This window comes from Actinokineospora baliensis, assembly GCF_016907695.1.
In the GTDB taxonomy this organism is placed as follows: domain Bacteria; phylum Actinomycetota; class Actinomycetes; order Mycobacteriales; family Pseudonocardiaceae; genus Actinokineospora; species Actinokineospora baliensis.
Genome location: NZ_JAFBCK010000001.1, coordinates 1562020 through 1586312, shown reverse-complemented (window position 1 = coordinate 1586312; position 24293 = coordinate 1562020). Strand labels below are relative to the sequence as shown.

General features: G+C 70.9%; 32 protein-coding genes. 3 read left to right on the top strand and 29 right to left on the bottom strand.

The features are described 5' to 3' along the window. Positions 1-126 precede the first annotated feature (126 nt). On the top strand, positions 127-1752 hold the full coding sequence (locus tag JOD54_RS07475) for a recombinase family protein (RefSeq protein ID WP_204449831.1): 1626 nt from the start codon (positions 127-129) through the stop codon (positions 1750-1752). Positions 1753-1997: 245 nt separating this feature from the next. On the opposite strand, the gene JOD54_RS07470 is transcribed toward JOD54_RS07475, so the two are convergent. The 4 genes from JOD54_RS07470 to JOD54_RS07455 all read right to left on the bottom strand — a co-directional run bounded on the left by JOD54_RS07470 (position 1998) and on the right by JOD54_RS07455 (position 5208). Continuing rightward, positions 1998-2282 carry a hypothetical protein gene (locus JOD54_RS07470; protein WP_204449830.1) on the bottom strand — a complete coding sequence of 95 codons (285 nt, stop codon included), beginning with the start codon at positions 2280-2282 and terminating at the stop codon, positions 1998-2000. 20 nt (positions 2283-2302) lie between these two features. Then, positions 2303-3259 (bottom strand): LysM peptidoglycan-binding domain-containing protein, encoded by a 957-nt coding sequence (locus tag JOD54_RS07465; RefSeq protein WP_204449829.1) that lies wholly within the window; start codon positions 3257-3259, stop codon positions 2303-2305. A gap of 77 nt (positions 3260-3336) precedes the next feature. After that, positions 3337-4080 (bottom strand): hypothetical protein, encoded by a 744-nt coding sequence (locus JOD54_RS07460; protein ID WP_204449828.1) that lies wholly within the window; start codon positions 4078-4080, stop codon positions 3337-3339. Positions 4081-4095: 15 nt separating this feature from the next. Next, entirely contained in the window at positions 4096-5208 is a 1113-nt protein-coding gene (locus JOD54_RS07455; RefSeq protein ID WP_204449827.1) for a hypothetical protein, read from the bottom strand. 227 nt (positions 5209-5435) lie between these two features. On the opposite strand from JOD54_RS07455, the gene JOD54_RS07450 reads away from it, so the two are divergent. After that, the gene (locus JOD54_RS07450) at positions 5436-5666 is read left to right on the top strand and encodes a hypothetical protein (protein WP_204449826.1); all 231 of its coding nucleotides are present in this window, start codon (positions 5436-5438) and stop codon (positions 5664-5666) included. On the opposite strand, the gene JOD54_RS07445 is transcribed toward JOD54_RS07450, so the two are convergent. The 18 genes from JOD54_RS07445 to JOD54_RS07360 all read right to left on the bottom strand — a co-directional run bounded on the left by JOD54_RS07445 (position 5663) and on the right by JOD54_RS07360 (position 19729). Then, complete coding sequence (locus tag JOD54_RS07445; protein WP_204449825.1) at positions 5663-6703, bottom strand: carbohydrate-binding protein; 1041 nt, start codon at positions 6701-6703, stop codon at positions 5663-5665. The two genes, JOD54_RS07450 and JOD54_RS07445, sit on opposite strands and share 4 nt — an antisense overlap. A 19-nt stretch (positions 6704-6722) precedes the next feature. After that, positions 6723-7622, bottom strand: a complete 900-nt coding sequence (locus JOD54_RS07440; RefSeq protein WP_204449824.1) for a phage tail family protein — start codon at positions 7620-7622, stop codon at positions 6723-6725. Positions 7623-7659: 37 nt separating this feature from the next. Further along, on the bottom strand, positions 7660-9954 hold the full coding sequence (locus JOD54_RS07435) for a phage tail protein (RefSeq protein ID WP_204449823.1): 2295 nt from the start codon (positions 9952-9954) through the stop codon (positions 7660-7662). A gap of 27 nt (positions 9955-9981) precedes the next feature. Next, positions 9982-10392: a hypothetical protein gene (locus JOD54_RS07430; RefSeq protein ID WP_204449822.1), complete on the bottom strand. Its 411-nt coding sequence runs from the start codon at positions 10390-10392 to the stop codon at positions 9982-9984. Next, a complete protein-coding gene (locus JOD54_RS07425; protein ID WP_121393484.1) occupies positions 10356-10718 on the bottom strand; it encodes a phage tail assembly protein in 363 nt (120 codons plus the stop codon). Before JOD54_RS07425 ends, JOD54_RS07430 begins: the two co-directional genes overlap by 37 nt. A gap of 35 nt (positions 10719-10753) precedes the next feature. Next, entirely contained in the window at positions 10754-11299 is a 546-nt protein-coding gene (locus JOD54_RS07420) for a phage tail tube protein (protein WP_204449821.1), read from the bottom strand. A gap of 84 nt (positions 11300-11383) precedes the next feature. Next, on the bottom strand, positions 11384-11863 hold the full coding sequence (locus JOD54_RS07415) for a phage tail termination protein (protein ID WP_204449820.1): 480 nt from the start codon (positions 11861-11863) through the stop codon (positions 11384-11386). Next, positions 11811-12092 (bottom strand): DUF5403 family protein, encoded by a 282-nt coding sequence (locus JOD54_RS07410; RefSeq protein ID WP_170224579.1) that lies wholly within the window; start codon positions 12090-12092, stop codon positions 11811-11813. Before JOD54_RS07410 ends, JOD54_RS07415 begins: the two co-directional genes overlap by 53 nt. Further along, positions 12085-12423: a hypothetical protein gene (locus tag JOD54_RS07405; RefSeq protein WP_121393488.1), complete on the bottom strand. Its 339-nt coding sequence runs from the start codon at positions 12421-12423 to the stop codon at positions 12085-12087. Before JOD54_RS07405 ends, JOD54_RS07410 begins: the two co-directional genes overlap by 8 nt. Next, positions 12420-12827, bottom strand: a complete 408-nt coding sequence (locus JOD54_RS07400; RefSeq protein WP_170224580.1) for a Gp19/Gp15/Gp42 family protein — start codon at positions 12825-12827, stop codon at positions 12420-12422. Before JOD54_RS07400 ends, JOD54_RS07405 begins: the two co-directional genes overlap by 4 nt. Continuing rightward, the gene (locus JOD54_RS07395; protein WP_170224581.1) at positions 12824-12985 is read right to left on the bottom strand and encodes a DUF7302 family protein; all 162 of its coding nucleotides are present in this window, start codon (positions 12983-12985) and stop codon (positions 12824-12826) included. The genes JOD54_RS07400 and JOD54_RS07395 overlap by 4 nt, the downstream gene beginning before the upstream one ends. Positions 12986-12988: 3 nt before the next feature. Continuing rightward, positions 12989-13972, bottom strand: coding sequence for a glycosyltransferase family 4 protein (locus tag JOD54_RS07390; protein WP_204449819.1), 984 nt, complete (start codon positions 13970-13972; stop codon positions 12989-12991). 14 nt (positions 13973-13986) lie between these two features. Continuing rightward, complete coding sequence (locus JOD54_RS07385) at positions 13987-14874, bottom strand: phage major capsid protein (protein WP_275592743.1); 888 nt, start codon at positions 14872-14874, stop codon at positions 13987-13989. A 59-nt stretch (positions 14875-14933) separates the two neighbouring features. Beyond that, a complete protein-coding gene (locus JOD54_RS07380; RefSeq protein ID WP_121393491.1) occupies positions 14934-15464 on the bottom strand; it encodes a hypothetical protein in 531 nt (176 codons plus the stop codon). A gap of 77 nt (positions 15465-15541) precedes the next feature. Continuing rightward, positions 15542-16228 (bottom strand): VG15 protein, encoded by a 687-nt coding sequence (locus tag JOD54_RS07375; protein ID WP_443602187.1) that lies wholly within the window; start codon positions 16226-16228, stop codon positions 15542-15544. A gap of 2 nt (positions 16229-16230) precedes the next feature. Next, the gene (locus JOD54_RS07370; RefSeq protein ID WP_204449817.1) at positions 16231-17592 is read right to left on the bottom strand and encodes a phage portal protein; all 1362 of its coding nucleotides are present in this window, start codon (positions 17590-17592) and stop codon (positions 16231-16233) included. Between the two features lie 24 nt (positions 17593-17616). Further along, complete coding sequence (locus JOD54_RS07365; protein ID WP_204449816.1) at positions 17617-19293, bottom strand: terminase large subunit domain-containing protein; 1677 nt, start codon at positions 19291-19293, stop codon at positions 17617-17619. Further along, a complete protein-coding gene (locus tag JOD54_RS07360) occupies positions 19283-19729 on the bottom strand; it encodes a phage terminase small subunit (protein ID WP_204449815.1) in 447 nt (148 codons plus the stop codon). Before JOD54_RS07360 ends, JOD54_RS07365 begins: the two co-directional genes overlap by 11 nt. A 62-nt stretch (positions 19730-19791) precedes the next feature. Between JOD54_RS07360 and JOD54_RS07355 the strand changes: the two genes are divergently transcribed. After that, complete coding sequence (locus JOD54_RS07355; protein WP_204449814.1) at positions 19792-20124, top strand: hypothetical protein; 333 nt, start codon at positions 19792-19794, stop codon at positions 20122-20124. Between the two features lie 4 nt (positions 20125-20128). Here JOD54_RS07355 and JOD54_RS07350 read toward each other — a convergent pair whose 3' ends face one another. The 7 genes from JOD54_RS07350 to JOD54_RS07320 all read right to left on the bottom strand — a co-directional run bounded on the left by JOD54_RS07350 (position 20129) and on the right by JOD54_RS07320 (position 24234). Next, positions 20129-20824 carry a formyltransferase family protein gene (locus JOD54_RS07350; RefSeq protein ID WP_204449813.1) on the bottom strand — a complete coding sequence of 232 codons (696 nt, stop codon included), beginning with the start codon at positions 20822-20824 and terminating at the stop codon, positions 20129-20131. Between the two features lie 11 nt (positions 20825-20835). Then, positions 20836-21984, bottom strand: coding sequence for an ABC transporter ATP-binding protein (locus JOD54_RS07345; protein WP_204449812.1), 1149 nt, complete (start codon positions 21982-21984; stop codon positions 20836-20838). After that, positions 21984-22154 carry a hypothetical protein gene (locus tag JOD54_RS07340; RefSeq protein WP_204449811.1) on the bottom strand — a complete coding sequence of 57 codons (171 nt, stop codon included), beginning with the start codon at positions 22152-22154 and terminating at the stop codon, positions 21984-21986. The genes JOD54_RS07345 and JOD54_RS07340 overlap by 1 nt, the downstream gene beginning before the upstream one ends. Then, positions 22147-22782, bottom strand: coding sequence for a Mom family adenine methylcarbamoylation protein (locus JOD54_RS07335; protein ID WP_443602185.1), 636 nt, complete (start codon positions 22780-22782; stop codon positions 22147-22149). The genes JOD54_RS07340 and JOD54_RS07335 overlap by 8 nt, the downstream gene beginning before the upstream one ends. A 16-nt stretch (positions 22783-22798) precedes the next feature. Next, positions 22799-22954 (bottom strand): hypothetical protein, encoded by a 156-nt coding sequence (locus tag JOD54_RS07330; protein WP_204449809.1) that lies wholly within the window; start codon positions 22952-22954, stop codon positions 22799-22801. A 181-nt stretch (positions 22955-23135) separates the two neighbouring features. Beyond that, positions 23136-23369, bottom strand: a complete 234-nt coding sequence (locus tag JOD54_RS07325) for an HNH endonuclease (protein WP_372440393.1) — start codon at positions 23367-23369, stop codon at positions 23136-23138. A gap of 250 nt (positions 23370-23619) precedes the next feature. Next, the gene (locus tag JOD54_RS07320; protein WP_204449807.1) at positions 23620-24234 is read right to left on the bottom strand and encodes a hypothetical protein; all 615 of its coding nucleotides are present in this window, start codon (positions 24232-24234) and stop codon (positions 23620-23622) included. Between the last annotated feature and the right edge of the window lie 59 nt (positions 24235-24293).

Below are 24293 nucleotides of genomic sequence, written 5' to 3'. Positions count from 1 at the left end.
GACGTGCAGCTTTCCGGTTACACTGGTGATCAATGAACGCCACGAGCGTTCGGTCATCGAGAAGCTGGGGGGCCTATCGTGAGCACTGCTACATTGAACAGTCATGCGCGGAGTCGAGCAACGGACTTGACAAGACTTCGCGGGGTGATATATGCGCGCGCGTCGGCTGACAAGAAGGGGCGGGCGATATCGGTCGCGTCTCAGGTTGCGGCCGGGAAGCTGTTCTTTAAGGAGAACGGCATCGAACTTGTGGCGATTCTGCGTGACAACGATATGTCTGCGTCTCGCTACGCTGTGTACGAGCGTCCGGACTACAAGCGCGCTCTGGATCTGCTGCGGTCGGGCGACGCCAAGCTGTTGTGGACCTGGGAGAACAGTCGGGCGCAGCGTGAGTTGGACGTGTTCGTGGTGTTGCGGAAGCTGCTGATCGAGGTCGGCGGGTTCTGGGCGTATGACGATCGCATCTACGACATGAACGACCCGGACGACCGGATCGACACCGCAGAGGACGCGGTCGATTCGGAGCGCGAGTCCGAGAAGACCCGCAAACGGGTGCTGCGGGGTGTCAAGAACCGCGCAAACGACGGCTGGTGGCACGGTCCGAAGCCGTTCGGTTACACCAAGGTGTTTCACCCGGAATCAGGCGAGGCGATCGAGATGGTCCCGCATCCGGTGACAGGCCCGGCGGTGAAGGAGATGGCGAAACGGGCCATCGCGAAGAAACCGTACTCGAGCATCGCGAAGTACTTGAATGACGCCAACGTGCCCACGCCGCGCGACGGTCGGTGGAACGCGCGCCAGGTCAAGAACATTTACGCGGCGTCGTTGGATGCCGTCGCGTGGGCGAACCTGATGGATCAGTGCTCGCCGGAGCAGCAGGAACTCGCCCGCGACGTGGTCGTGCGGGTCAGCGTGGACCGGGAGCACCCGTCGTGGATCGCCCGGTCGATGAACATGGACGGCAAGCCCACGGTGTACGCCTCGCCATGGAACGGCTCCAAGGTGAGGTCGGTGCTGATGAACCCGGCGATCGCGGGCCTGCGGGTGCTGCGGGGGACGATCCTCTGCAAGGGGCGGTGGGAGGCGCTCATCACCGAGAAGCAGCGCACTCTGCTGATGGTCCGGCTGGGCAACCCGACGGTGAAGCCGCGGCGGGACGGCATCCGGGCGAAGCACCTACTGTCGGGGATCTTGGGGTGCTCGAAGTGTGAACGGTTCTGCTACGCGCACAAGCGCGATGGCGGGATCTACGCCTGCAACCAGGGGCACATCTCCCGGCGGGTGGAGGACACGGACGCGTTCATCACGGAGATGGTGCTGGCCCGTCTGGAGTCGGCTCCTGAGCTGTTCCGGGTGACGGAGTCCACGGACGAGTTGAGCCGGGCGCAGGCCGACGCCGAGGAACTGCGCGCCAGGCTGGAGGGTTTCACCACCGAGGCGGTCAACGGCAACCTGACCGCCAAGCGGCTGGCGGTCATCGAGGCCCAGCTCCTACCGAAGATCGAGGCGGCAGAGAAGCGGATCCATGACCTGAGCACCGCGCCCACCTTGGCACCGATCGCAGGAGCGCAGGCGCGGCAGGTCTGGGCTGACCTGGATCTCGCTGGGCGACGTGAGGTGTTGAGAACGGTGATGCGGCCCAGGTTGGTGCGCACGCCTGTTCGAGGCAGGTTCGATCCGGACGCGGTGTCCGTGACGTGGCTGTCCGGCCCGGTCATCCCGGACCCGAACCCTGAACTGGTCGCCGCCTGATCAAGTGCATGTGCGGCTGCTGCCCCGACACCCCCAGTGGGTCGGGGCAGCAGCCGTTTCACCACGTGGTGGACTCGACTAGCTGGTTCGCGCGTTCAGCGCCGTCACGGAGGGTTGGAGGATCGACACCAACACGTCCCGCTGTTCCGGACTGAACGGGGGCGCGCTGGCCCCGTGAGCGCGAGCTACCGCGACCACCTCCGGATCGAGCGTGTGTGCCGGGACGGGGAGTGCGGCCGACGCCGTCACAGCGCATCCCGATCGGGTGCGATCGTGGGGTGGGTGGTGAGGCGTGCGCCGTAGTTGTCGCGGGGGTCGGTCAGCGGGGTCACCTTGGGCTCGGCGACGACGACGATGCCGAGAGTGCCGAGCAGGACCACCACGGCGGTGATGACACCCTGGATCGCACCACCCTGGGTGGGGGTGATGACGCCGCTGTTGGCCAGACCCGCGATGAGGGCGGTGATGCCGCCGAAGATGCGGGCGGCGGCGCGGAGGGGCCGCGGTCGGTCGGTGGCGGTTCGGGTCATGGTTGTTCCTCCAGAGATGGTCAGGGCAGGCGGATGACCTGGCCGGCGAAGATCCGGTCCGGGTCGGCGATGGCGTTGATGCGGGCCAGCTCGCGCCAGGTCGTGCCGTGCTGCTGGGCGATCCCGGACAGGGTGTCGCCTGCCCGGACGGTGTAGAAGCGCCCTGCCGACGAGCCGGTGAGGGTGAGAACCTGGCCGGGGAAGATCCGGTCCGGGTTGGTGATGGCGTTGATGCGGGCCAGCTCGCGCCAGGTCGTGCCGTGCTGCTGGGCGATCCCGGACAGGGTGTCGCCCGCGCGGACGGTGTAGGTCTGAGGCTGGGGCGCGGGGGTGGGCGCCGGCGCGGGAACGGGGGCGGGGGCGCCGTCGAGGGTGAGGTGGTCGAGGGTGAACCCGCCGACGGTGGCGTTGCGGTCGACCTTCCCGGGGATGCCGGGGACGACGCCGCTGCTGCTGTGCTGGTGCAGCGCCAGCCGGGGGTGAGACCAATCGGGCTTGCCCGGTAGGCCGTTGTATCGGGCGATCCAGAGGAACACGTCCTGGTCGGCCCACTCGTCAGGCCGAAGGACGCGGGTCCACCAGTCAAGGTTCGCGTACACCAGGACCTTGCGGACGCCGGTGACCGCGCGCAGGCGTGCGATGAATGCCGCGACGAACTGGTTGGCGTTGTCGCGCAGGTCGGCCTGCTCCATGTCGAGCATCGGCGCCAGAGCACCGGCGCCCAGGAGCCCGCGGGCACGGAGCTGCCCGGCGAAGTGGTCGACCTGGCCGTTGACGGTGATGTCGCGTGCGAAGTGGTAGCCACCGACGCGCAGGCCCGCGCCCTTGGCTCCGTTGGTGTGGCTGACCGAGGCGTTGTCGATGAAGTCGACGCCCTCGGTGAGCTTGACCGAGGCGTAGGTGATGCCGTTGGCGCGCACGGCGCCGAAGTCGGTGACGCGGTTCCAGTGGGACAGGTCGATGCCGTAATCGGTCATGTGGTGTTCGGGTCTCCTGTGGACATACGAAAGAAGCCCGCCACCGGGTGGTGACGGGCTTGTCGGGGTCGGTCAGGTCAGGACTGGACGCCGTAGACGTAGGCGAAGGTGGCGCGCACGTTCCCGGTCCCTGCGCTACGGCGGACTTCCAGGTGCACGCCCCGGGTCTCGTTGAACACCCCGGGGGCGGGCACGCGCCAAGACTTCAGTTCCTGTTGAAACGCAACGGGTTCAATGGCGAATGTCACGCCGCTGGGTTCCTCGCGTAGCCGGACCTCTCCGAGGGTGTCGGGGTTGTCGGTGGTGCAGAGGATGCGGGCGTCGAGGTAGGGGTGCTGGCGGTTGAACCGGGCGGTCTCGACTGCTTCCCAGTCGCCGCTGGTGGTGCCGGGCCAGTCGTAGTAGCGGGCGCGGGTGACGGTGTGCGGGATGTAGGGGCGGGCAAGGCCGGAACCGCTGTCCACGTCGTCGCCGAGGATGATGTTCCCGCTGTAGTCCCAGATGGCTACGTACTGCCGGTACCCCTTGGCGGCGGGGTTGTCGTCCAGGACGCTGATGCGCCACTTTCCGCGGTCGTCGCTGATGGCGGTGACAGGCTGGGGTGTGAGGTCCGGCCGCGCCATCCGCCCGCCCAGGCCGCCGACGAAGAACACGGTCTGGCCGTCCTGGTCGGTGAGCTGGATTCCGCCGAGGTCGCGGATCTGGATTCCGCCGCTGCTGATCACGGCGTTGGACAAGGTGCCACGCGCGAGCTCGTCGACCTGGCGCTCCAGCGCGGTGATCCGGTTGGCAAGGTCGTCCGGGCTGGGGGTCACAGGCAAGGGGCGTGTCCTCTGTCAGGTTGTCGCGGGGACCGGGGCCAGGCCCAGTTCCGCCGTGGTGGGTGTGCTGGCCCGATAGGTGATGGAGGTGATCCGGCGGCGCCGTTGACCCGCGGGGGTGGCGCGATCGGCGCGCGGGGTGAGCACGACGTGATCGCCGACGAGGTAGGACCCGAGCCGGGGGGCGGTATCGGTGCGCACGGTGGCGCTGTCCCGGGTGATGCCGGTGCGCACGACGTCGAGGTAGGCGCGGGCGTGCGCGTCGAGCACGTCGGGTTGCCGTTCGCTGCTGTGGCTGGTGATCACCGTGTCGAGCGCGGGCCATCCGGCCCGGGGCCGCGCGTCGTTGCTCGCGCGGCCGATCAGTCGCCCGCGTTCCACTCCGTCACCGGGGACCAGGACGGTGTCGGCCATGACCGAGCCGTCCTCATCCCAGCCGTAGGCCACGAGCTGGCGGCCGTCATCGAAGTGGAAGTCGACGCCACGCTGCGAGAGCACGGGCGTGCCGACGCGCAGCACCCACTCGATCCGGGACCGGTCGGCGGTGAACCTGGGCATGAAATGCAGGTCCGGCCCGGCCTCGGCTTGGGTGAGCTGGGTCAGCCGCTCCCCGGCGGTGGCCAGCTCGTACCCGTAGTACGAGCGGGTCTCGTCACCGGAGCTGTTGAGGTTGGGCAGGACCAAGGGCAGTTCGCCGTGCGGGCGGTCCAGGGCCGTCCGCACGATGTCCAGCGCGACCCCCGGCAACGAGCGGTAGGTCAGGACCAGGTCGGCACGCGGATCGGTGAACCCCCACGACCCGTACCGCGCAAGCACCCGGTGGTCGAACACCGCCCACAGGCCAGCCGCCGACAGCGTGATCTCACCGGCGGCCGGTGGACGGGTACGGGGTACCAGCGGCCCGGCCCACAAGACCGTGTCCGCGTCCGCAACGGCCATGAAATGTCGCCACGGTGCGGTGACAGCAAGCAGATCGACATCGGCGGGCACCGCATCCAAACTGATCGTGGTGCGTGCCGAGCCACTGGCCGACAGTTGATCGGTGAAGTCCACGGGCGCGTCCAGCTCGGTGACGACCTCACCGGTGCGCAGGTGGCCAAGCAGCAGGTGGGGAGGCAGGTTGACCACCTCCTGCTCTGCTAATGTGCTCCGCGTTCACCACAACAGGGCTGCCGGTCGCCGCAACGACCGACAGCCGATCCCCCGGTGTTCATGCACTGGGTTCCCTCCACCGAGTTGATGAGACGCCTTACCAGCGTCAAAGCACGAGCCCGGCTGTTGCGGCGGCGGACTCAACAGGGCCAGGTCACTGGTCAGGTTGAGGCTGCCCCAAGCAGTCCGGCTTGATCACTCGGATGAAGGACAGCATCACCGTGGACGTTGCGTTCTGGCTCGTGGCGATTTCAGCCGGGGTCGGTTGTTTGACGAAGCTCGTCATGTTCTGGCTGGCCATCAGGGGCGTTCCGCCCAAGGAGCGTCCGGCGATCCTGCGGGCGCTGGTTCCGCTGTTCCGCCCCGAACGTCGATCGAGTTTGCCGTCGTGGCCTGGTCGTCGCGCGGTTCCGCCCAGCGATGAGCAGCCCTAGACAGCGCCGACCGGGTCGCGTGTCACCCGTAGGTGCGTGTTGTACGGGGTGTTGCTCCAGGTGCCGTCGCCGAAGATGCGGGTGGCGGTGAGGTAGATGGCGTGGGTGCCGGTGAGGATGCCGGTGCTGCGCATCTGGGTCTGGGTCCAGCCGCCTTGGTTGAAGGGGCCGACACCGACGGCGAAGATCGGGCCGTCGGCGGCGTCGAGGCGGAGGAACAGGTCGGCGCGGCATCCGACGGTGGCGAGTTCGGCCGAGCCTTGGCCGGTGATGCGGTAGGGCCAGCCGGGGTCGGGGACGACCAGGGAGTTGATGTCGGCATTGTCGCGGATGCCGGTGCGGGTGACCCAGTTCGTGCCTTCGCCTGCCCACTGTGGTTGTGCTCCGCGCCAGCGTTCGCCGTCCCAGGTTTCCAGGCCGGTGGGTCGGTAGCGGGTGTGTCCGGGGTAGGCACCGGGGTCGGTGAGTGCGTCGCCGGGCAGCAGGACGCCGACGCCACCGCGGGTTCCGGCGGCGCGGCGCAGGTCGGTGCGCATGGCGGTGCTGAGCTGGCGGGTGGCAGGGGGAAGGGCGAAGGTCGCGAGCGGGATCGCGCCGGGTGGGAGCGCGGGTGCGGCGGGTTCGGGGGCGGCCTTGCCGGTGATGGGCTCGATGACGAACCCGGTGCGCGGGTCGCCGAGCCGGGAGTCGTAGACGCGGGCGACGATGAGGTCTATCCGGGGGTTGGAGGGGTCGGCAGTGTCGAGCTCGACGCGGCCGGTTTCGTCCAGGGTGCAGATGTAGGGGCCTTGGCCTGGGCGTTCGATGACGCATTGGCCGACGCTGATGGTCACGCCCAGGCCGTCGGCGGTGCGCAGGACGGGGCGGAGGTCGGCGATGACGGTGCCGTCGGTGCGGGTGGGCAGCACGCCGGAGGACCAGCCCATGAGGCGGCCGGGTGCGGGTCCGAGGATGGCGCCGAGGGCGTAGCGGGCTTCTCGTTCGCTGACGCGCAGGTTGACCGCCCAGGGGTCGAGTCCGTCGAGCGTGACCGGCACGGGGCTCCTTTCGGGTCGGTCACCACCAGGCCGAGCGCCAGGTGATGGTGAGGGTGGCGGTCGGGTTGGGGTTGTCGGTGTGGGACAGGACGTAGAGGCCGGTCGCGGCGGGTGGGATGGTCAGCGCGTCCCAGTCGGTCACCACGGCCCGGGTGCGGGCGGGCACGTTGTCGAGCAGGACGAGGCGTTCGCGGGTGTCGATGATCAGCCGTTGTTCGGCGGTGACGGGATCGAGGTAGGTCAGGGTCGACCCGCCTCGGCGGGTGATGGTGATGGGCGGGGTGAGCGGCCCGGCCAGGGCGAACACGGGCGCCGTGTCCGCGGTGCCGGTGTTGGTGGCGTTGGCGCGCCCGGTGAACGCCTGTGGCCCGAAGTCCAGTCCGCCGGTGAAGGTAAGGCCGCCGCCGGTGACGAAGTCCAGGCCCGTGGTCGAGGAGGCCGGGAGCCGGGTCGTGGTGGTCTGCTCGGTGGCGGCGTACTTGCGTGGGTCGGCCGCGACAAGCTGCAGGGAGAAGTCAAGCCAGAGCCCGCCGGGGCGGACGGTGACCAGGGTCGCGTCGTCCTGGACGACTCCGGCGACCAGGTCGCCGGTTTCCTCGGTGCACCGCAGCTCGTAGCGGCCCTCGGGGTCGGAGCACAGCGCGGCCAGGCGGTGTTCGGCGTCGCGTCGCGCTTCCCAGGTCGGCGCATAGACCCAGCCGTCGAGCCGGATGGTCCGTGCCTCGCGGTAGACGGTGCCCGGCCAGGACCCGTGCGCCCCGGTGCGCGGCGCGGCTTGCGAGTCGCGCACGCCCGGGGATGAGGACCAGCCGGTCACCTTGTCGATCACCCAGTCGCGGCCGAGCTGGTCGGGTGGTCCGTTGAACTCGCGGCCGTCGACCGTCCAGCGGACGCGTAGTGGAAGTCCCGAAGGCGGCATCGACTCACACCTCCCCCGGTGCCCGCGCTCACAGGGCCTAGGGGCCGCCGCCGGTGCGCAGCGCGTAGCCGAGCTGGCGGTTGGCCGCGGTGGCGATCGACCACGGAGACTGTTCGGGCTGGGTGTTGATCGTCTGGTTCACCGTGAGCCCCGCGCCGGAACCTGTTGCGCCGTAGTCGAAATCGGCCCTTGCGGGGTCGAATGTCGCGGCCGAGGCGAGCCGGTCGGCGGCACGCACGGCCAGCGGGGTTGCGTCGGCGATGCCGTTGGCGAACCCGAGCGCGGTGTTGCCGCCGATCTGGTGCATGAGCCGGGACGGGCTGGCGATGCCCAGGAACGACAGCACGCCCCCGACCGCGTCCTTCACGATCTTCAGGAGGAAGTTGCCGACCGCCGACGCGGCTTGGCGCAGCCCGTTCAGCAACCCCTGGATCATGTCGCGTCCTGTTTGGAGCAACAGATTTCCCAGGTTTCCCAACGCATCGAGCAGCCGACCCGGCAGGCCGCGCAGCCACGACAGCAGGTCGCCGACGGCGTTCACGGCGCCGTCGCGCACGCCACGGAACCAGCCCGCGACACGACCCGGGAGCTGACCCAGCCAGCCCACGGCGGCCAGGACGTCACGGACCCGCGCCGACACCCAGTCCGACACCGAGCGCCAGATGTTCGACACGAAGTCCCAGATCGCCTGGAAAGTGTTGGTGGTCCAGGACTTCACGGTGTCCCAGTTGGTGATCAACAGGACGACGAAGGTCGTGATCGCCAACGCGATCGCCGTGAACGGGTTGGACAGGAACGCGAGCTTCATCAGGTTGAACGCGAGCGTGACGGCCCGCACCGTTGTGACCACAAAGGACAGTGCGCTCACTAGTGGACCGGCCACGGCCGCGAGGGTGCCCAGCCCGATGACCAGCGGCCCCAGCCAGCCCGCGTTCTGGGCCAGGAACGACGAGAGCTGGGCGAGCAGCGGGCCTGCGAGCTGGAGGCCGAACACCAAGGCGCCCCCGAGCTGGGCCGCGAAGGTCGACAGGGCGGGCAGGAGGTTGATCAGCACCGGGGCCAGTTGGGTCAGCGCCTCACCCAGGACGCCCGAGACGGCCTCGCCCGCGGTCGCGGCGAACTCGGCGAACTTGCTCAGCACCTCGGTGCCCTGGGCGCTCTTGAGGAACGCGGAGAGCTGCCCGGTGGCGTCGACCAGGAACGCCAGGAACCCGCCGCCGGAGTCGTCGAGCGCGCCGAAGACGGTCTTGACGATCGACCCCAGATTGCGGAGCAACTGCCACATCTGTGACAGCGCCGAGAGCCCTTCGCCGATCCAGGTCTTGAGCTGGCCGCTTTCGCGCGCGTTGGCGATGAACTCGGCGAAGCGCCGCGCGGCGTCGCTGATCTTGCTCGCCAGGTCGGGCAGGAACCCGGAACCGACTGCGGCGATGTCGCGGAACGCCTGGGCGACCGAGGTCCCGGCCGGGGACAGCGCGGCCAGGGCGGCGCGGACGTTGTCGAGGATGGTCCCGGTGTCGGCCAGCGACTGCGAGGACGTCAGGAAGTCGGCGAAGGACCGCGCGCCGGTGTTGAGTTCGGAGGCGACCCCGCCGAGCCCGGACCGCAGGACCGGCAGGTAGGAGCCACCGAGCTGGGCGACGACCTGGCCCATGCCGGTGAACAACCGCTGCTGGACATCCAGCCGCAGCGCCCCGAAGGCAGGTTGCAGGTCCTTGACGGCCTGGGCGGTCTCCCGCGCCGACGGCGCGAGGGTGGCCAGGGCCTGGGCGAACTTCTCCGGGTCGTCCAGGTTCGACAGCGCGTCGCCCAGCCCCTGGAAGCCCAGGACTAGGGTCCCGATCGCGATCCCGGCGGCGACTCCGGCGGCGGGGAGCAGCAGCAGGGCGCCGGAGGCTTGGACCGCCGCGCTGGTGATCCCGACGAGGGACTGTGCGGTCGCGGCGGCGTTGCCGATGGCCAGGGTGGTCCCGGCCAGCCGGGTGAAGACCTGGCCGAGTGCGCGGACCTGGTCGAGCGCCTTCTTGTCGACCTCCACCGACAGGTGGACCGTGTCCCCGCCGAGCCGTGCGACCAGCGCACGCCACCGGGCCTGGACGGTCGCCTCGTCCAGCTCGGCCGCGACGGTGACGCCAGCCGCGCGTTCGGCGGTGGCCGCGATCTTCCGCGCGTCGGCGACGAGATCGCCGCCGTCGAGCTCGGCCGCGACGCGGACCACGTTGGTCCGCTCGATGCGCTCCAGGAAGCGCCGAAACGGCGCGCCGAACGCGTCGGTACCGGGCAGGACCCGGACCTTGAGACGACCGATCTCCCGGCCACCGGGGTCCGCCAAAGGGGGCGCACCCCCTCGACTACCTGATCATGCTGTGCCGTTCTGCTGTCGGGCGGCGATCTCGGCCACGGTCACCACCCGCGCCGCCTGCCTGCGCGGCAAGCTCGGGCGGGGCAGCGGTTTGGGTGGGGTGGGGCGGCGGCGTGCGTGGGCGGCGATGGTGGTCCAGGTGCCGAGCTGCACGGCGTCGGCCACAGTCGCGAGCAGGTGCGCGGCGGTGGTCCACGCCCGGTGTTGGGGGCCACCGCGGAGCGCGGCGACGGTGGCGGAGTCCTCGGGAAGGTGCTCGATCAGCCACAGCACCCGACGCGCGGTCAGGGTGCCGTGCCACAAGTCGGCGAGGTCGACCCCGTAGTAGCGCCGCAGGTCGGCGTACAGGGTGGCCCCGCCGACCTTGTCGGCTAGCTGGTCGAGCCCGAGGCTTCCGGGAGCTGGCACACCTCCTGGTACTTGCGGAACAACCCGGTCAGCGTCAGCAGATCGCCGCCGATCTCCGAGAGCAGCGCGCGGCCGGTCGGCTTGGACTCGGCGACCAGGAGCACCACGTCGGCGAGCGCGGCGACCAGCTCGTCCTCGTCGTCCCCGGCCTCGGCGACGGCGGCGATCCGCTCGCCCAGCGACTTGAGGGCGTCGCGGTCCTTCTTCGACAGGCGCAGCGCGTTGCGCAGGCACACGGCCTTGCCGCCTGCCAGGCCCACGGTCAGGTCCTGAATGCTGCGGTGGGTCTCGGCGCGGATCTGGTCGAGCCCGATCACAGTGGACACGAACGAATCTCCTTACATGACAGGGAAAGAGGTGATCAGGCGGGCTTGCCGAGACCGGCGGCGTACCACTCCATGACGTTGGAGCCGGTGACCTGGAGGACTTGGGCGCGCACGGGGAACGCCAGGAAGTTCTCCACGTCGACGGAGATGTCGTCATCGGAGCCGACCGACACCCGGGGCACGTACAGCCCGGCCTCGGCCGAGCCGTCGATCATGCGCACGAACAGCGCGCGCTCCACCGGGGGCGCCGAGCCCTGGACGCCGAACACACCGGGGGTGTCCACGTCGCCCGCGCCGAAGAACAGTTCCATGGTGTTGTTATCGAGCTGGTGCAGTTGGAAGGTGATGGCCCAGGTGGCGGGGTCGCGTCGCTCGCGCAGTGCCGGGTTCTCCCAGGTGCCTTTCACCTCGGAGTCGCCGTTGTCGCGGGTGATCGTGAGTCCGTCATCACGGGAGGTGTGCCCGACCACCGACCAGGGATCGACCGGGTTGCGTGGATCGGGCGGGGCTGCCTGGCCGGGGGCCGCGAGGTAGACGCGACCGGTGCCGGGGATCAGGACAGCGGAGTCGTTGAGCGCCAAGAACAGGTCTCCACAGGGACGTGGCGACCCACGTGCGCCTTCCCCGCAAGTCGCCTTGCGAATTGGGGGAAAGCGCGCCGCTGGTTAGGCGCGAGGGGGACGGACGCCCAGGGCGTAGGTCCCGGTGTAACGATGGATCTCCGCAGGCTGGCCGGTGAGGCGCAGCGCGCGTGGGTAGGACACGGTCCGGAACGAGGCCAGGTGCCCGAACGGGGTCACGGTCTGCTCGAACCAGGCGGTGTAGAGCGCGGCCCGAACGGCCTCGGCCAGGTCGGCGGCGGCCCGTTTGGAGCCGCGCGTGTAACAGTCGACCTCGACCACGGGGACACCGAGTTGCGCCGCGTGGAGCTCGTCGCCGCCGACGACGTCGATGAACACGTAGGGCGCGCGACGCAGTGGCTCGGACAGCTCCGATTCGACTGTGACCGACGTCGGTAGCGCGGCCCGCAGCAGGAACAGGACCAGGCCGTCGACGTAGGGCAGCAGGCGGGCCATGCTCGTCGCCCCCTTGCTAGAGGTCGGCGGCGTCGCGCAGGACGCGTAGCCCGCGGATCGGTGTCCCATCGGGGGCGTGGTGGCCGTACTCGATGGACAGTGCGGCGTCGTCTACCAGGGACACGGTGGTGTCGGTGCGGCCTCGGGTGGTCTCGATGGCGGCGGTGCCGGTGTCGCGGTGTGCGGCGAGGGTGGCGCGGGCGCGTTGAGCGACCTGGTCGGCGGCGTCGCGGACGGCGGCGCGGACCTCGGGCAGGTGGGCGACGATGTCGGCGGCTCGGCGGTGGACCTCAGCCACGGTTCACCCCCCGGGCGCGGATGACGATGGTGGTGTGGCGGGTGGCGGGGCTGTCGCCGCGGTGCTCGGGTTCGCCGATCACGTCCCACGTGCGGTCGTCCCACTCGACCCGATCCCAGGGACCGGCGGGTGCGTCGCGGGCGATGACGCGGGCGAGGGTGACGATGGCTTGGCCGTTGACGACCAGTTCGGCCGAGCTGATCGGCTGTACGCGGGCGGTGACCGTGATCCCGGTCGGGCCGGGTCGCCAGGCGTGGTTGCCGTCGTCGTCGGCTGCCCAGACCGAGGGGTGGATGACGACCTGGTCGGGGCCGTGGTCGAGCAGGCTCACCAGCGGCCCGCCTCCCAGGGCCTGGGCCAGGTGGGCAGGGTGATCGCGGGGGTGATGGTGAAAGGGCCGCCGTCGGGGTTGACGCCGAGGTCGCGCCAGTCGGTGTCGGGGATGGTCAGGTATCCGGCGGCGGCGCGGGCATCGACGGTGTAGGAGTAGTCCCCGGCGGTTTCGCTGGTGTAGCCGCCGGGGTTGCGCAGGACGCGGGCGACGGCGTCGGCCTCGATCATGACGACCACGTCGCGGTGGATACGGCCGGTGGTGACTCGGGCGTCCAGGTCGGGCAGGTGGGCACGGATCTTGGTCTCGGCGTCGCCGAGCAGCACGGCCGCCAGCTCTCGTTCGGGATCGGTGAGCGGGCGGCCGAGCCGGGCGCGGACGTCGTCGGGGTTGGCGTAGGTCACTGCCCGCGGTCCCGGGTGCGCTTGGCGCGGGTGGTCGCTCGCCGGGCCGGTGTCGCGGGTGCGGAGTCGGCGGGCACGCGGTATCCGGCGGCGATGAGGCGGGCGGCGACGTCGTCGCGGACGTGGACGCGGGTGCCCACGGTGTTGATCAGCTCCATGGGTCAACGCCTCTGGTGGTCGGTGTGCAGGGATTCGAGCTCGGCGACGAACGCCGCCAGCTCGACGCGGGGGTCCAGCTCGACGGCACGGCGGCGGGCCACCGCCGAGAGCGGCCCCCAGGTGTCGGACTCGAGCACGGACCGGATGGTGCGGACCCAGGTGTCGGTGTCGTCGCGGTCGATGAACGTCCCGGCGTAGGACAGGGATTCGAGCAGGCCGGGGGTGGGGTGGGCGATGGTGGGGATGCCGGAGTGCGCGGCCTCGACGGCGACCATGCCGAACGACTCGTAGATCGAGGGCATGAGCAGCACCCGGGTCCTGGACCACACGTCGCCGGGCATGTCCGGGGTCTGCGGCTGGATCTCCAGGTTCGGCACGCTCCAGTCGATGACCTGTGCGCCGTGTCCGCCGACGACGCCGAGGAAGTCCACGTCGGGCATCCGGCGGGCCAGTTCGTAGAAGTGCAGGCCGCCCTTGTCGCGGTTGAGGTTGACCAGGGTGACCCGGTCACCGGGGGTGGCTGCGTGCTGCTCGTCCCACACCGGGGGGTGCACGACGACCGAGCGCAGGCCCCGGTGCCGGGTCGCGTAGTAGCGGCGGATCCACCAGGTGTTGAACACGACCAGGTCGGGCCGCTTGTGCAGCCACAGGGTGGTGTGGTGCATGTTGTTGTGCACCACGTGCACGACCGGTACCCCCAGGTCGCGGCCGAGCTTGGAGGCGTGCGGGGTCTCCTGGTGGTGGGTGAGCAGCACGTCCGGGTCCAGGGAGGCGACCAGGCGGGGCACGGTGCGCTCACCCGCGCCCGCCCGGTGCACCCGGACGCCGTCCACTGTGTACTCGTCGTCGCCCTCGGGTTGGGAGGTGACCACGACGTGCGCGTCGTGCCCGGCGTCGACCAGGGCACGGAGCAAGGCGTGCAGCATGGTTTCCGACCCGGCCCGGTGTGCCGGGAGGTAGAAGTGGATGAGCGCGACCACGCGCACGGTGTCGGCTCCCCTCAGCTTCCGGCGACCTCGTAGGCGGCGAAGGAATCGACGTTGCCCAGGACCCACCCGAAGGTGGCTTCCACGAGCAGGCCGACCAGGTTGTGCTGCCACAGCGACACGAGCTGGCCGTCGATCATGACCGTGGCCTCGGTGCTGACCCGGATGCTCATCTCGTCGGCGAACCCGTAGCGGATCTGGTTCCAGTCGCCGCCGAACGCGCGGACACCGGTGTCGACGCTGGCACCGATACGGCCCGACACGGAGCGGGCGTATCCGGCGGGCAGGCCCAGGATGACGTCCATGCCGTCGGCGAGGTTGGTCGTGGTCTGGAGCAGCGGGCGGCCGAGTCGGTCGGTCGCGCCGATCAGCCGGGGCTTGAGCCGCAGATCCGCGGCGAACCCGGTGAAGTCGTCGGTCGTGTCGTCGTTGACGACCAGCTCGTACCCGGCGACCAGGTCCCCGGCGATGCCGCCCTCTTCCTGCGGTGTGGAGCCGAGGACGACGCGGTTGCTGGTCTGGTTGATGTACTGCTTGCCTTCGACCAGCGCGCCGGTCAGCGGGGAGCGGCCGTGCATGGTCAGCAGGTCCGCGCCCCGGGCGATGGCGAAGGCGAGGTCGTCGGTGATCTGGGTGTAGGTGCCGCCCACGTTCTTGCGGGCGAACTCCTCGCTGACCACGACGATGGTCGCGAGCTTGACCGGCTTGAAGACCTTCACGGCGTATCCGGTGTTGGACACCGGCTTGGCCTCTCCCTCGCCGACCACGCCGACCTCGGGGCGCTGGGTGGTGGTGGGGACGGAGTTCTCTCCCAGGTCGACCGGGACGGTTCCGGCCAGGCGCATGACGACACTGCGCTGCTGGGCACGTTCAAAGATCGGGGCCGTGACCTCACGCGGCAGAAGCTGCTCGGGGAGGTTGGCCAGGGTGACGGGCGGTATCGGGGATCACTCCAAAGGGGTCAGTTGAGGCGGTCCTGCACGAACGCCGCGAACGCTTCGGCGGGGGTGCTGGCGGTGGTGGCGCTGTCGAGGCCCGCGCCCTGGGTGGGGTCGGGGCGCTTGCGGTCGGGGTCCGGGAGACCGAGCAGTTCGCGCAGCCGCGTGGCGTCGGCCGCCAGTTCCTCGTCGGTGTCGCCGACCAGGCGCGCGGCGAAGTCGGCGACGTAGTCCGCGGGGACCCCGGTGGCGATGGCCGCGCGCAGGCGGGCGGCGTCGCGTTGGGCCGCGCCGAGCTGGGTGTTGAGTCGCTCGACCTCGGCGGCCTGGTCCGGATCGGCCGTGGTGGTGTCGCGGGCGGTCAGGGCCTGCTGGGCGGCGTTGCGCTCGCGCCGATAGCGGCCCGCCTCGGTGCGGGCGCGGCGGATCTCGTTCTGTGCCCACTCGGGCAGCTCGTCGAGCGACCCGGCCGCCGACGTGGTGCCGTTGTCGGTGTCGCCGGTCGGCGCCGGTTCGGTCGGCTCAGCGGGGTTGGTGGGTTCGGTGATGGTCACGGCTGGCCCTCCTGGGGCATGGGTGCACCAGCCGGGACCACCTGGGCCTGGCCAGCGCGGGACAAGGGGTGAACCGTCTAGGTCGCGGTGGGATCGGGTGAGCGGGTGAGGGCGCGGCGGAACGCGTTCAGCGCGTCGCGACCGGACTTGCCCTCGGTGGAGTCGCGCCAGAGTCGTTGTGCGGCAAGGAAGGTGGCGCGCCCTTCCCAGTCGTCGGGGTTGTGCACCGGCACGACCAGGCAGTCGCACCGGTCGTGCCAGCGGGTCATGTCGGCGGACCGGTAGACCGGACCGCGGGAGGCGAGCAGCCAGCAGAACGCGCAGGTCTCGCGGCCGGTGGGCACCCTGGCCCACCGGACCCGGTCGGTCTGGGCGGCGGTGACGAGGACGTCGCGCCCGGCCTGCATGACGTGGCGGGTCACCACGGCGGCGGTGTCGCTGATCGCGGCCCGTGAGCTGGCGCGATCACGCAGACGGGTGCGGGCGGTGCGGGCAACGGCCCGGTCGAGCGCGGCCCGCTGATAGGAAGGCGGGTCCAGCGGCGGCGCGGGTCGGTCCAGGGCCGGACGCTGCTCGATGTAGAACCGTGCCGCGAGCTCGGCGGTGGCGTTGCGGCCCTGGAGGACGACCGGGAACAACACGTCCAGCAGCAGCCGCCACCCGGACGGGGTGACCGGTCGGCCCGCCAGCCCGCGCAGGGTGGACACGGTGGCGGCCACGACCGGCGCGGCCACCCGGTCCTGGGCCTGTCGGTAGGCGGTCAGGTTCAGCGGCGCTCACCGCCCGGGACCGCGGGCACCTGCGGATCGGTGAGGCGCCCGGCGCCGACCGTGTCGAGCAGCCGTACCAGCGGGTCGTCCCCGGACGCGGCGGCGAGTTGGCGGCGTCGTTCGGCGCTGTAGCCCAGTTCCTCCCAGGCCACCGACACAGGCAGGATTCCGGCGGCGACCAGCTTGGCCACCGCGTCCGCCTTGGCCGCGTAGGTGGGGGTGGCGGGGTCGCGCCAGATGGATTCAAGCCGCGCGGCCCGGCTGGGCACGGTGCCGTCGGTGATGAGCATCCCCAGCCGCATCGCCTGTTCCCATGCCGCCCCGAACGCGCGGGCCCGGCGCTCGGCGCGCTTGACCAATCGCGTCTCGGCGCTGCGAATGGCGTCGGCGCTGGCCGGGTTGTCGGTGGACAGGCCCAGGAAGTGCGGCGGCATCCCCGACAGCGCGGCGACGATGCGCGCGTAGGCGTTGATGACCTCGGTGAAGTTGCGCAAGTCGGCCGAGCTGAACTGTCCGACCTTGGCGTCTTCGTTGCCCAGGGCCAGAATCCGCCCGATGTACGCCTCCCAGGCGGGGATCGGCTCGCCCGCCTCGTTGACGAAGTCGGCGCGGGTAGCGCCCAGGACGTAGCGCTGAGGCACCGCCAACAGCTCTTGCGCGCCTTGCAGGTTGGTCAGCGTCCGGCACGCGGCGTCGGTCAGGCCGATCACGTCGGCCATCTCCGAGCGGCCGTGCCGGTCGGAGATCCGCGATCGGTTGATGATCGGCACGACCGGCACGACGCCGAGCTTGTGGGCGATGGTGTCGGTGACCTTCCACCCGGACCGGCCACGCTCGTAGAACACCGTGCGGTCGGGCAGGTACAAGGTCGCGGCCAGCTCGCCGCCGTACCGGGAGGTGTAGAGCCGCAGCGCCGAGCGCACGGCGCGGGTACGGGGGTCGACGTCGGTGATCATCGAGCGGGCCGACTCGGGGGTGATGACCGGCGTGTCCGAGCCGTCGTCCCCCGGGCCGACGGTGATGTAGGCGCGGCCGGTGATCAGCGCTTCCAGATGGGCCAGGCCGGACTCGTCATCGAGGTTGTTCGCCTGCCACCACGACCACAGCCGTTCGTCGGTCTCGGCCGCGCCCGCCAGCCGGAACCCTTCGAGGTCCAGTCGCTCCTCCAGGCTGTCGACAACGAGGCGGGGCCAGTTGACGATCACCTGCAAGCGGCGCATCTCCGGCGGCAGACCCAGACCGAGCGCGGCGAGTCGTTGAACGCCGTCGTAGTAGGCGTCCGACCGCCGTAGCCATGAGGAGTGCGTGGACAGCCGTTGGCGGAGGTGGTGCAGAACGGCGAGATCGGTGTCGGGCACGGGGCGCCACCTCCGTCCTGTGGTTCAGCGCAGGACGACCACGCGGCGGTCTCGGTTGCGGTGGCGGCGTTGGTACTTCTCCGATGCCAGCACCCAGCGGCGGACCATGCGGGCGCCGACGAGGCAGACGGCCGCGTCGATCTTGTGTGGACTGTCGCGGCTGGGTTTGGCGATGCTGACCCCGTAGCGGTTGGGGGCGGCGCGCGCGTTGAGGACGTGTCGGCGCAGGCGCAGGTCCCCGCCGAGGGGCAGCTCGTGCGCGCGGATGTCGGCGCGGGTGCGTTCGGCGGCGTTGGTGAACTCCGCGACCCGGCCCCGCATGTCCCAGGCGACGGCGTGGCGGTGTCGACCGGTGGTGGACTCGATCACCAGCCGGTCGCGGAACTCCAGTGCCCACGTGTCGATGTAGTTCTCGAACTCGCGCACGTCGGCGGCGAAACCGAGCACGTCGAACCGCTCGAACGCCCGGCGCACGGCGAGGTCGGCCGCGGCCTTGTCCACTCGCCACGTCTTGCCCGCGGCTCCGGGCGGGCGCTCTTGCAGGTGCAGCAGCTCGGGGCGGCCGTCGTCCATCGCGACGGCCAACAACGCGGTCGCGTCGTCCCCGGCCGAGCCGTCGAAGAACAGCACCGCCTCGTCACCGTCCGACAGCGGCGGCAGGTCGGGCACGGTGCCGCCGTCGTATTGCAGCGCGGTGACCCACGCGGTCGCCGACGCGGTGCGTTGATTGAAGAAGTACCGGCGGGCGTCATCGGGGTCCTTGGTCAAGTCCCAGAACTCGTTGTGGACGATCCCGGGCAAGTCCATCCACGCCGCCGCAGGCCCGTATGCCTCGGCCAGCGCGGTGACCACGGCGTCGAGGTCGGTCAGGTCGACCCCGGCGGGGGCCTGGCGGTGATCCCACAGCAGCCGGGCCGCGCGGGTTCGGCCCTCGCGGATGGCCTGGGCCTGGCGGTCGACCGCCTCCAGGACGGAGTCCTCCCCAGGCTGGTACATCGTGGACGTCAGCAGCGCCCACGGCTCTGCCCGGCGCCGCTTGCGCAGGTTGCGGTCCACCGTCTTGAACATCCGACGCAGCTCCGGCGTCACGTACAGGTGCGGTTCGTCGTAGATCGCCAGCGACTCCTTGCCGCCGTCCTTGGACGACGAGCTGGCGGTGGACGGGACGATCTCCCCACCCTCGGGGAGCAGGACGCGGGTCAGGCCGACCGCGTCACGGGGGAGGTCCTCCCCCAGCGGTCCCTGTTCGAGGTTGAAGTGGATGACGTCGTAGGTGTTGCCGGTCTGGGTCTCCTCGGTGGCCAGGCACCGGATGTAGGGGTAGACCAGCGGGCGGCCCATCGGCTCGCCAGGGGCGTAGTGGTAGACGAAGTCCCGCCACCGGTAGACCTCGCCGCCGGTGGCCCACCCGGCGAAGCGGCTCGGCCCGCGCGCCTCGAACAGGCCGACGAAACCGGCCAGCTCGGACTTGGAGCGGCCTTTGGGACGCACCAACGCAGCCCGGGAGTAGAGCCGACGCCCGTCCGCGTCGAGCGCGTAGGCGTCGACCAGGAACCCGGCGAACTCGTCGTCCAGCTCGACCGGGTCGCCTTGCACGTCGCCGGGGCCGTGCACGCACCAGTGCTCGATCCACGCCGTGGCAAGCCATCCCAGTGAGCGGGTCCGGTCGTGGCCGTGGGCGTGGACCAGCTCACGAGGCACCGTCGACCAACCTCTTGCGCCGCTCGTCCAGCCGCGTCACATCGGCCGGGGCCTGGGTGAGCACCTGGTCCCCGTCGTCGGGGGTGCTGTAGCGGATGCGCAGCTTGAGCCGGTCCTCGTGGGTCAGGCCCAGCTTGGCCGACCGCAACCGCAGCTCGGCCGCCACCGACGGCGAATCACGCCAGAACGCCTCGACCAGTACCGCGGTCTCGATGGCGAACCGCCAGTCGGTGTCAGTCCACAGGCGACAATGGGGCATACGGCGCACCGCCTCCCACCACGCCCTCGTCTCCCGGTGCCAACGCTGACGTCCCCCCTTGGCGGGAAGCTCGGGCGACGGACCGTCATACGGGGTGGCCTCGACGGTCGACCAGTCGTAGGTCTTGGCGTTGCGGTTGCGCGGGTTCGCCGACGGCGGGCGTCCGGCCAGCGGCACGGCTCACCCCCGGACGCAGGCTCGACTAGAACATACGTTCGACGGCGGGTTAGGGTGCGGGCATGTTCGACGACCGACCGCCCGATACGACTGTCCGCTATCGACGCACCAACGCCGGGTATCGGGTCGCGGTGCTTCCCGCGACGTGCAAGGTGGGCACCCACTCGCTGAGCAAGGTCGGTTACACGGCGCACGCGAGTGACGCCGAGGGGGTGGTGCGGATCTCGTGTCGTGCGTGCAACGACGCGGTGGACGTCGATCACTTCTGGGTCTTGACCTTGCGGGGTGCGCCGCCGAGATCGGCCGAATTGGACGATGGGCCGTACCGCGACGTGGTGCCGGTGATGATCGACCCCAGAGGACGGGGCCTCCCCCCGACCGGCGGTCCCGTGTGATCGGTCAGTCGCGATACAGCGCGTCCGGGTGGGTCTCGACGTAGGCCGTGCCGGGCAGTTGCGGGAGTTCCGGTTTCACCAGCGGGGGCCGTGACCACGACGGTTCCCAGGTGGCGCGGGCCTCGTCCTGGGGGACCTCGACGCGGCGACCGGCGGCGAGGTCATCGAGAACCCGCAGGATCAGCCGCACCCCGAGCGGGGCCAGGTGGTCGCGCCACAGGGTGGTGGCGGTGCTGCCCGGTGGGACCAGGACGTGTTCCTGGGCGGCCAGCGGCCCGGCGTCGGTGTGCTCGGTGAGGTGGTAGACGCTGCCGCCGGTGACCTTGTCGCGGTCACGGATGGTCCAGCGGATCGCGTCGCGGCCACGGTGCAGGGGAAGCAGACTGGGGTGGTAGCCGATCGCGGCGACGCGGGCGCGGGCGCGGGTGGCGCGGCCGATGAACGCGTGGGAGTGGGCCGCGAGGATGACGTCGGTGTCGGCGGGAACGCGGTGGGCGCGCAGTCGGCCGGCGTCGACCCAGGGCACGCGGCGGGGGTAGGCCCACGCACGTAGCCGGTCCCAGTTCAGGGGGTCGCCGTCGTCGGCGTGGTTGCGGCGGGTGGCGGGGGTGGCGATTCCGACGAGGGCATGACCGCGGTTGGTGATCGCCTCGGCGACGGCGACGGCGAACCCGCCCTTGCCGGACAAGTACAGGCGCATCCGGCACCCCCTCAGCCGTAGTAGCGGAACCCCTGCACGGCGCGGAAGTGGCCGCCGTAGCCGGTGCGCGGCAGCGACTTCGCGCGGTCGGGCCAGTCGCGTTCGCTCTGGCCGGTCTTGTGCCCGGTCAACCGGGCGGTGATCTGCCGCCAACGGTCGTCGCGGCGCAGCGCGGCGGCCAGGTTGGGGTGGCTGGTATGGAACAGGGTCGTCATCCGTCGGCCCGGGAGGGTGCCGCTGCCGGTGCGTTGCAGCTCGGCGACGTGGTTGAGGAACCGCACGCCGACGCCCGCGCCCTGCCACTCGGGCATGACGACCAGGCGGCTCGCGCGGGCCTCCACCGACACAATCCGGTCGGTGTGGGGACCGGTGGTCAGGGACTTGGTGGTGATGCCGACGTGGGCGATCGGTTCGCCGTCGACAAACCCGACGTAGGCGCGGGCGGCGACCATCTTGGGCAGGTCTAGATAGTGATGTGCCCGGAAGCGCGGCCAAAGCGACCAACCGCCGAGCTGGACGTCCACGTCGATCCGGGGTCGCCGGAATTGAACCGACCCCCTGGTGAACGTGGCGGTGCCGGTGTCGTAGACCCAGTCCGGTTCCAGCCAGTCGAGCACGTCGTGGTGGCAGGTCAGCAGGACCGCCTGCCCGGTGCCGCGTCGCCACGACTTCGCGAAGGCCGCGGCCCCGACGCGCGCGATCTGGCGGTCGACCACGGAGCTGAACTCATCGATCACCACGCGCTCGGGACGCTCGGCGAGCACCCGGGCGAGGTCGGCGCGGAAGCGTTGGCCGGTCGAGAGCACCCGGTACGGGCGCAGCCACACCGGTACGTCCCCGAGTCCGGCCGCGCTCAACGCGGCGGTGGCCGCCTCGAAGTCGCCGCCGGGTGCGATGGCGTCGATGATCGGCGCGTCGTCAGGCCAGTCGTCGCCGGTGTAGAACGCCGACCCGTCCCACAAGGCCCGGCCGATGCTGGACTTGCCGGACCCGGACGGGCCGACCACGACCCCGATCCGCCAGCCGTCGTCCTCGATGGGCAGCTCGGCGTCGAGCTCGAAGCGGGTGGCCTGCTCGTCGGTGGCGTTGAACAGGCCCCGGACCTTCGCGGCACGGAACGACTCGGCCACCGGAACCTGGTGGCGCACGCTGATGCGCATCAGACGCTCACCACCCGACACCGCAGGCCCAGCGCGCGCAGCTCGGCGTAGACCTGCTCCTGGTGGCGCGCGTCGCGGCAGGTGACCACGACCCCGTGGCGTTCGCGGTAGACGTGGGTGTCGGGTTTGGTCAGCACGTCGGCCGACCCGGGGACCTGGCGCTCAGGCACGAGGGGGCACCTCCAAGCGGGGTGGGTAGGGGCGGGCGCGGTCGCGGAGCTGCCGACGCATGGCCCGGTCGAGCGGGTAGAGGTACCGGTGCTTGAGCGTGGGCGTCTTGATCGACCGAACGTGCGGGTCGATGGTCCGGCGCACGAACGCCTCCGCCGTCTCGCCGGGGCCGCGGGCAACCGCGAGGTGGCGCAGGGTCCGCCCGTGGATCTCCCGGCCGTGGACGATGTAGGACAGCGTGTCCGGCGGTGTGGTCCCGGTGTAGAGCCAGTTCCCGGCCTGGTAGATGCCGCCGTGATGGCCCTGGGTGGTGTCGGCGAAGGACACGACCAGCCGCAGGCCCGGTGAGCTGGCGCGCAGTTGGCGCAGGGTGGCGGCGATCATCTGGGTGACCGGGGCGGCGTGGTCGGTGAGCGCGACGCGCACCAACTCGGCAACCTGCAGCTGCTCCAGGCCGTAGGGCCGGCCCAGGTGGTTGGAGGCGCCACGGCCGTAGACGATGGAGCCGACGAACACGCCGTGCTCCCACACGCCGAAGCAGGCGAGCTTGCCCCGCGGTGTCTTGGCGCTGTAGTGCCAGCGGGTGACCGCGTGGTCGGCGGCGGCTCGTGTGCACGGCGCGACCAGCAGCGCGACCGTCGGGTCAGCGTGCGGCGGCCCTGGCGTGCCGTCGCTGGGTGATGGGTGAGAGCTGGTCGAGCCGGGGCAGGGTCGCGGCGGGCTGGGGGGTGAAGTCGATATCGCCGACCACCCCCTTCCGGCGATGCGGCGCGCGTGCTGGCGGCAGGGCTGTGGACATGCGTTCTCCCAGGTGAGCGCGGGTGAGAGACGAGTTGGGCGCCGCGTGCGGCGGTCGGGGAGTTTCGTACGGACTGCGAGTCGCTATGACCAACCGGTGCCCGGCGGTGGCGGGGGAGGGGGGATCGCCCCCTGGGTCCGGCGTGAGGGGTGAGGCCGCCCCGGGCCGATCTGTCGACGGTTCAGGGTTGACGGTCGGGTCGATCTGTCGGCCGGGGCAGCTCACCGGGATGGGGTTCCCGTGGCCGGACGCGAGCGGGGTGTCGTGCAGCAGCTGCTGCCCGTCCGCCTTCGCTGGAACTCTTGGCGCGGTGGCACGGGCCGCACACGCCTTGCAGGTTGGACAGCGCGTGGTCGTCTCCCGCGATGACGTGGTCGACCTCGGTCGACGGCCACACCCCGCACAACCGGCACACCGGGTCACGAGTCAGCACCAACGCGCGGCGCCGTGGCCAGTCCGGGGGAAGACGTGCGCGGCGGTCGCTGCCCGACCAGGCACCCACGCCCCACCCCCGGCCCTGCCGGAACGGGAGGTGCGGGAACGGGAGAACCCCGGGGCCGTGGCGTCAGGCTCCCGGGGTTCTCGACCGTGTCAGGGTGTCGTGCGGTGGGTACACGACACCACTGTTGATCACTTTACGTTCGCCGCAGGTCAGGCGCAACCTTCTAATTGTCTTTGGCGGTTATCCGAAGGACGTGCTTGCGGGCGGTGTTCTCCGCGATACCCAGCTCACGGGCGGTCTGGGCGATGTTGACTTGCTCGCCGCGGGCGTGCGCCGCGCGCACCAACCGGGCTACGGCGTTGGCGATGTCCGCGTTCACCGGTCGGCCGCCGTGGCCGGTGTTGGCGCGGGCCTCGCGTTCCTTCCTGCACTGGTCGACGGTGGCGCGGTACCAGTGCGGGGACCCGCACACCATCTCGTCCGGGGGCGGGATCAGGGGGCCGTCGTTGCGCGGGGCGCTGCGGGTGCGCTCGGTGTATTGGTAGCGAGCCCAGGTTGCGGGAAGGACCTTGGCGGCGTTGGCGGCCTCGTCCTGGTTCAGCAGGTCCCGGTCGTCTTCTCCGAGCGGAAGCGGGGGAACGGGGCGTCCGGCGGCGTAGGCGGCGGCCTGGTCGGCGTCCCAGAGTTGGGGGTGTCCGCGTCGGGGGCGGCCGGAGTTGAGCGGGGCGGGGTGATCGGGCTGCGCCCAGGGGCGGACCTTCTGCGCTGTGGCCTCCGACAGGCCATGAAGGGCGGCAATGCCGCGTCGGTCGACGGCGGCGCGTCCGGCGGGGATCACGGTCGGTCGGCTCCTTCGTGCGCTGGTCGGCTACCTCATTGTGGCCGCCGCCCCGACCC

Excerpts from the sequence above, each read along its gene's own strand:
- JOD54_RS07470 (WP_204449830.1), bottom strand. The coding sequence starts at position 2,282 with ATGACCCGAACCGCCACCGACCGACCGCGGCCCCTCCGCGCCGCCGCC.
- JOD54_RS07465 (WP_204449829.1), bottom strand. The coding sequence starts at position 3,259 with ATGACCGATTACGGCATCGACCTGTCCCACTGGAACCGCGTCACCGAC.
- JOD54_RS07450 (WP_204449826.1), top strand. The coding sequence starts at position 5,436 with ATGAAGGACAGCATCACCGTGGACGTTGCGTTCTGGCTCGTGGCGATT.
- JOD54_RS07440 (WP_204449824.1), bottom strand. The coding sequence starts at position 7,622 with ATGCCGCCTTCGGGACTTCCACTACGCGTCCGCTGGACGGTCGACGGC.
- JOD54_RS07415 (WP_204449820.1), bottom strand. The coding sequence starts at position 11,863 with ATGGGACACCGATCCGCGGGCTACGCGTCCTGCGCGACGCCGCCGACC.
- JOD54_RS07395 (WP_170224581.1), bottom strand. The coding sequence starts at position 12,985 with ATGGAGCTGATCAACACCGTGGGCACCCGCGTCCACGTCCGCGACGAC.
- JOD54_RS07355 (WP_204449814.1), top strand. The coding sequence starts at position 19,792 with ATGTTCGACGACCGACCGCCCGATACGACTGTCCGCTATCGACGCACC.
- JOD54_RS07350 (WP_204449813.1), bottom strand. The coding sequence starts at position 20,824 with ATGCGCCTGTACTTGTCCGGCAAGGGCGGGTTCGCCGTCGCCGTCGCC.
- JOD54_RS07345 (WP_204449812.1), bottom strand. The coding sequence starts at position 21,984 with ATGCGCATCAGCGTGCGCCACCAGGTTCCGGTGGCCGAGTCGTTCCGT.
- JOD54_RS07330 (WP_204449809.1), bottom strand. The coding sequence starts at position 22,954 with ATGTCCACAGCCCTGCCGCCAGCACGCGCGCCGCATCGCCGGAAGGGG.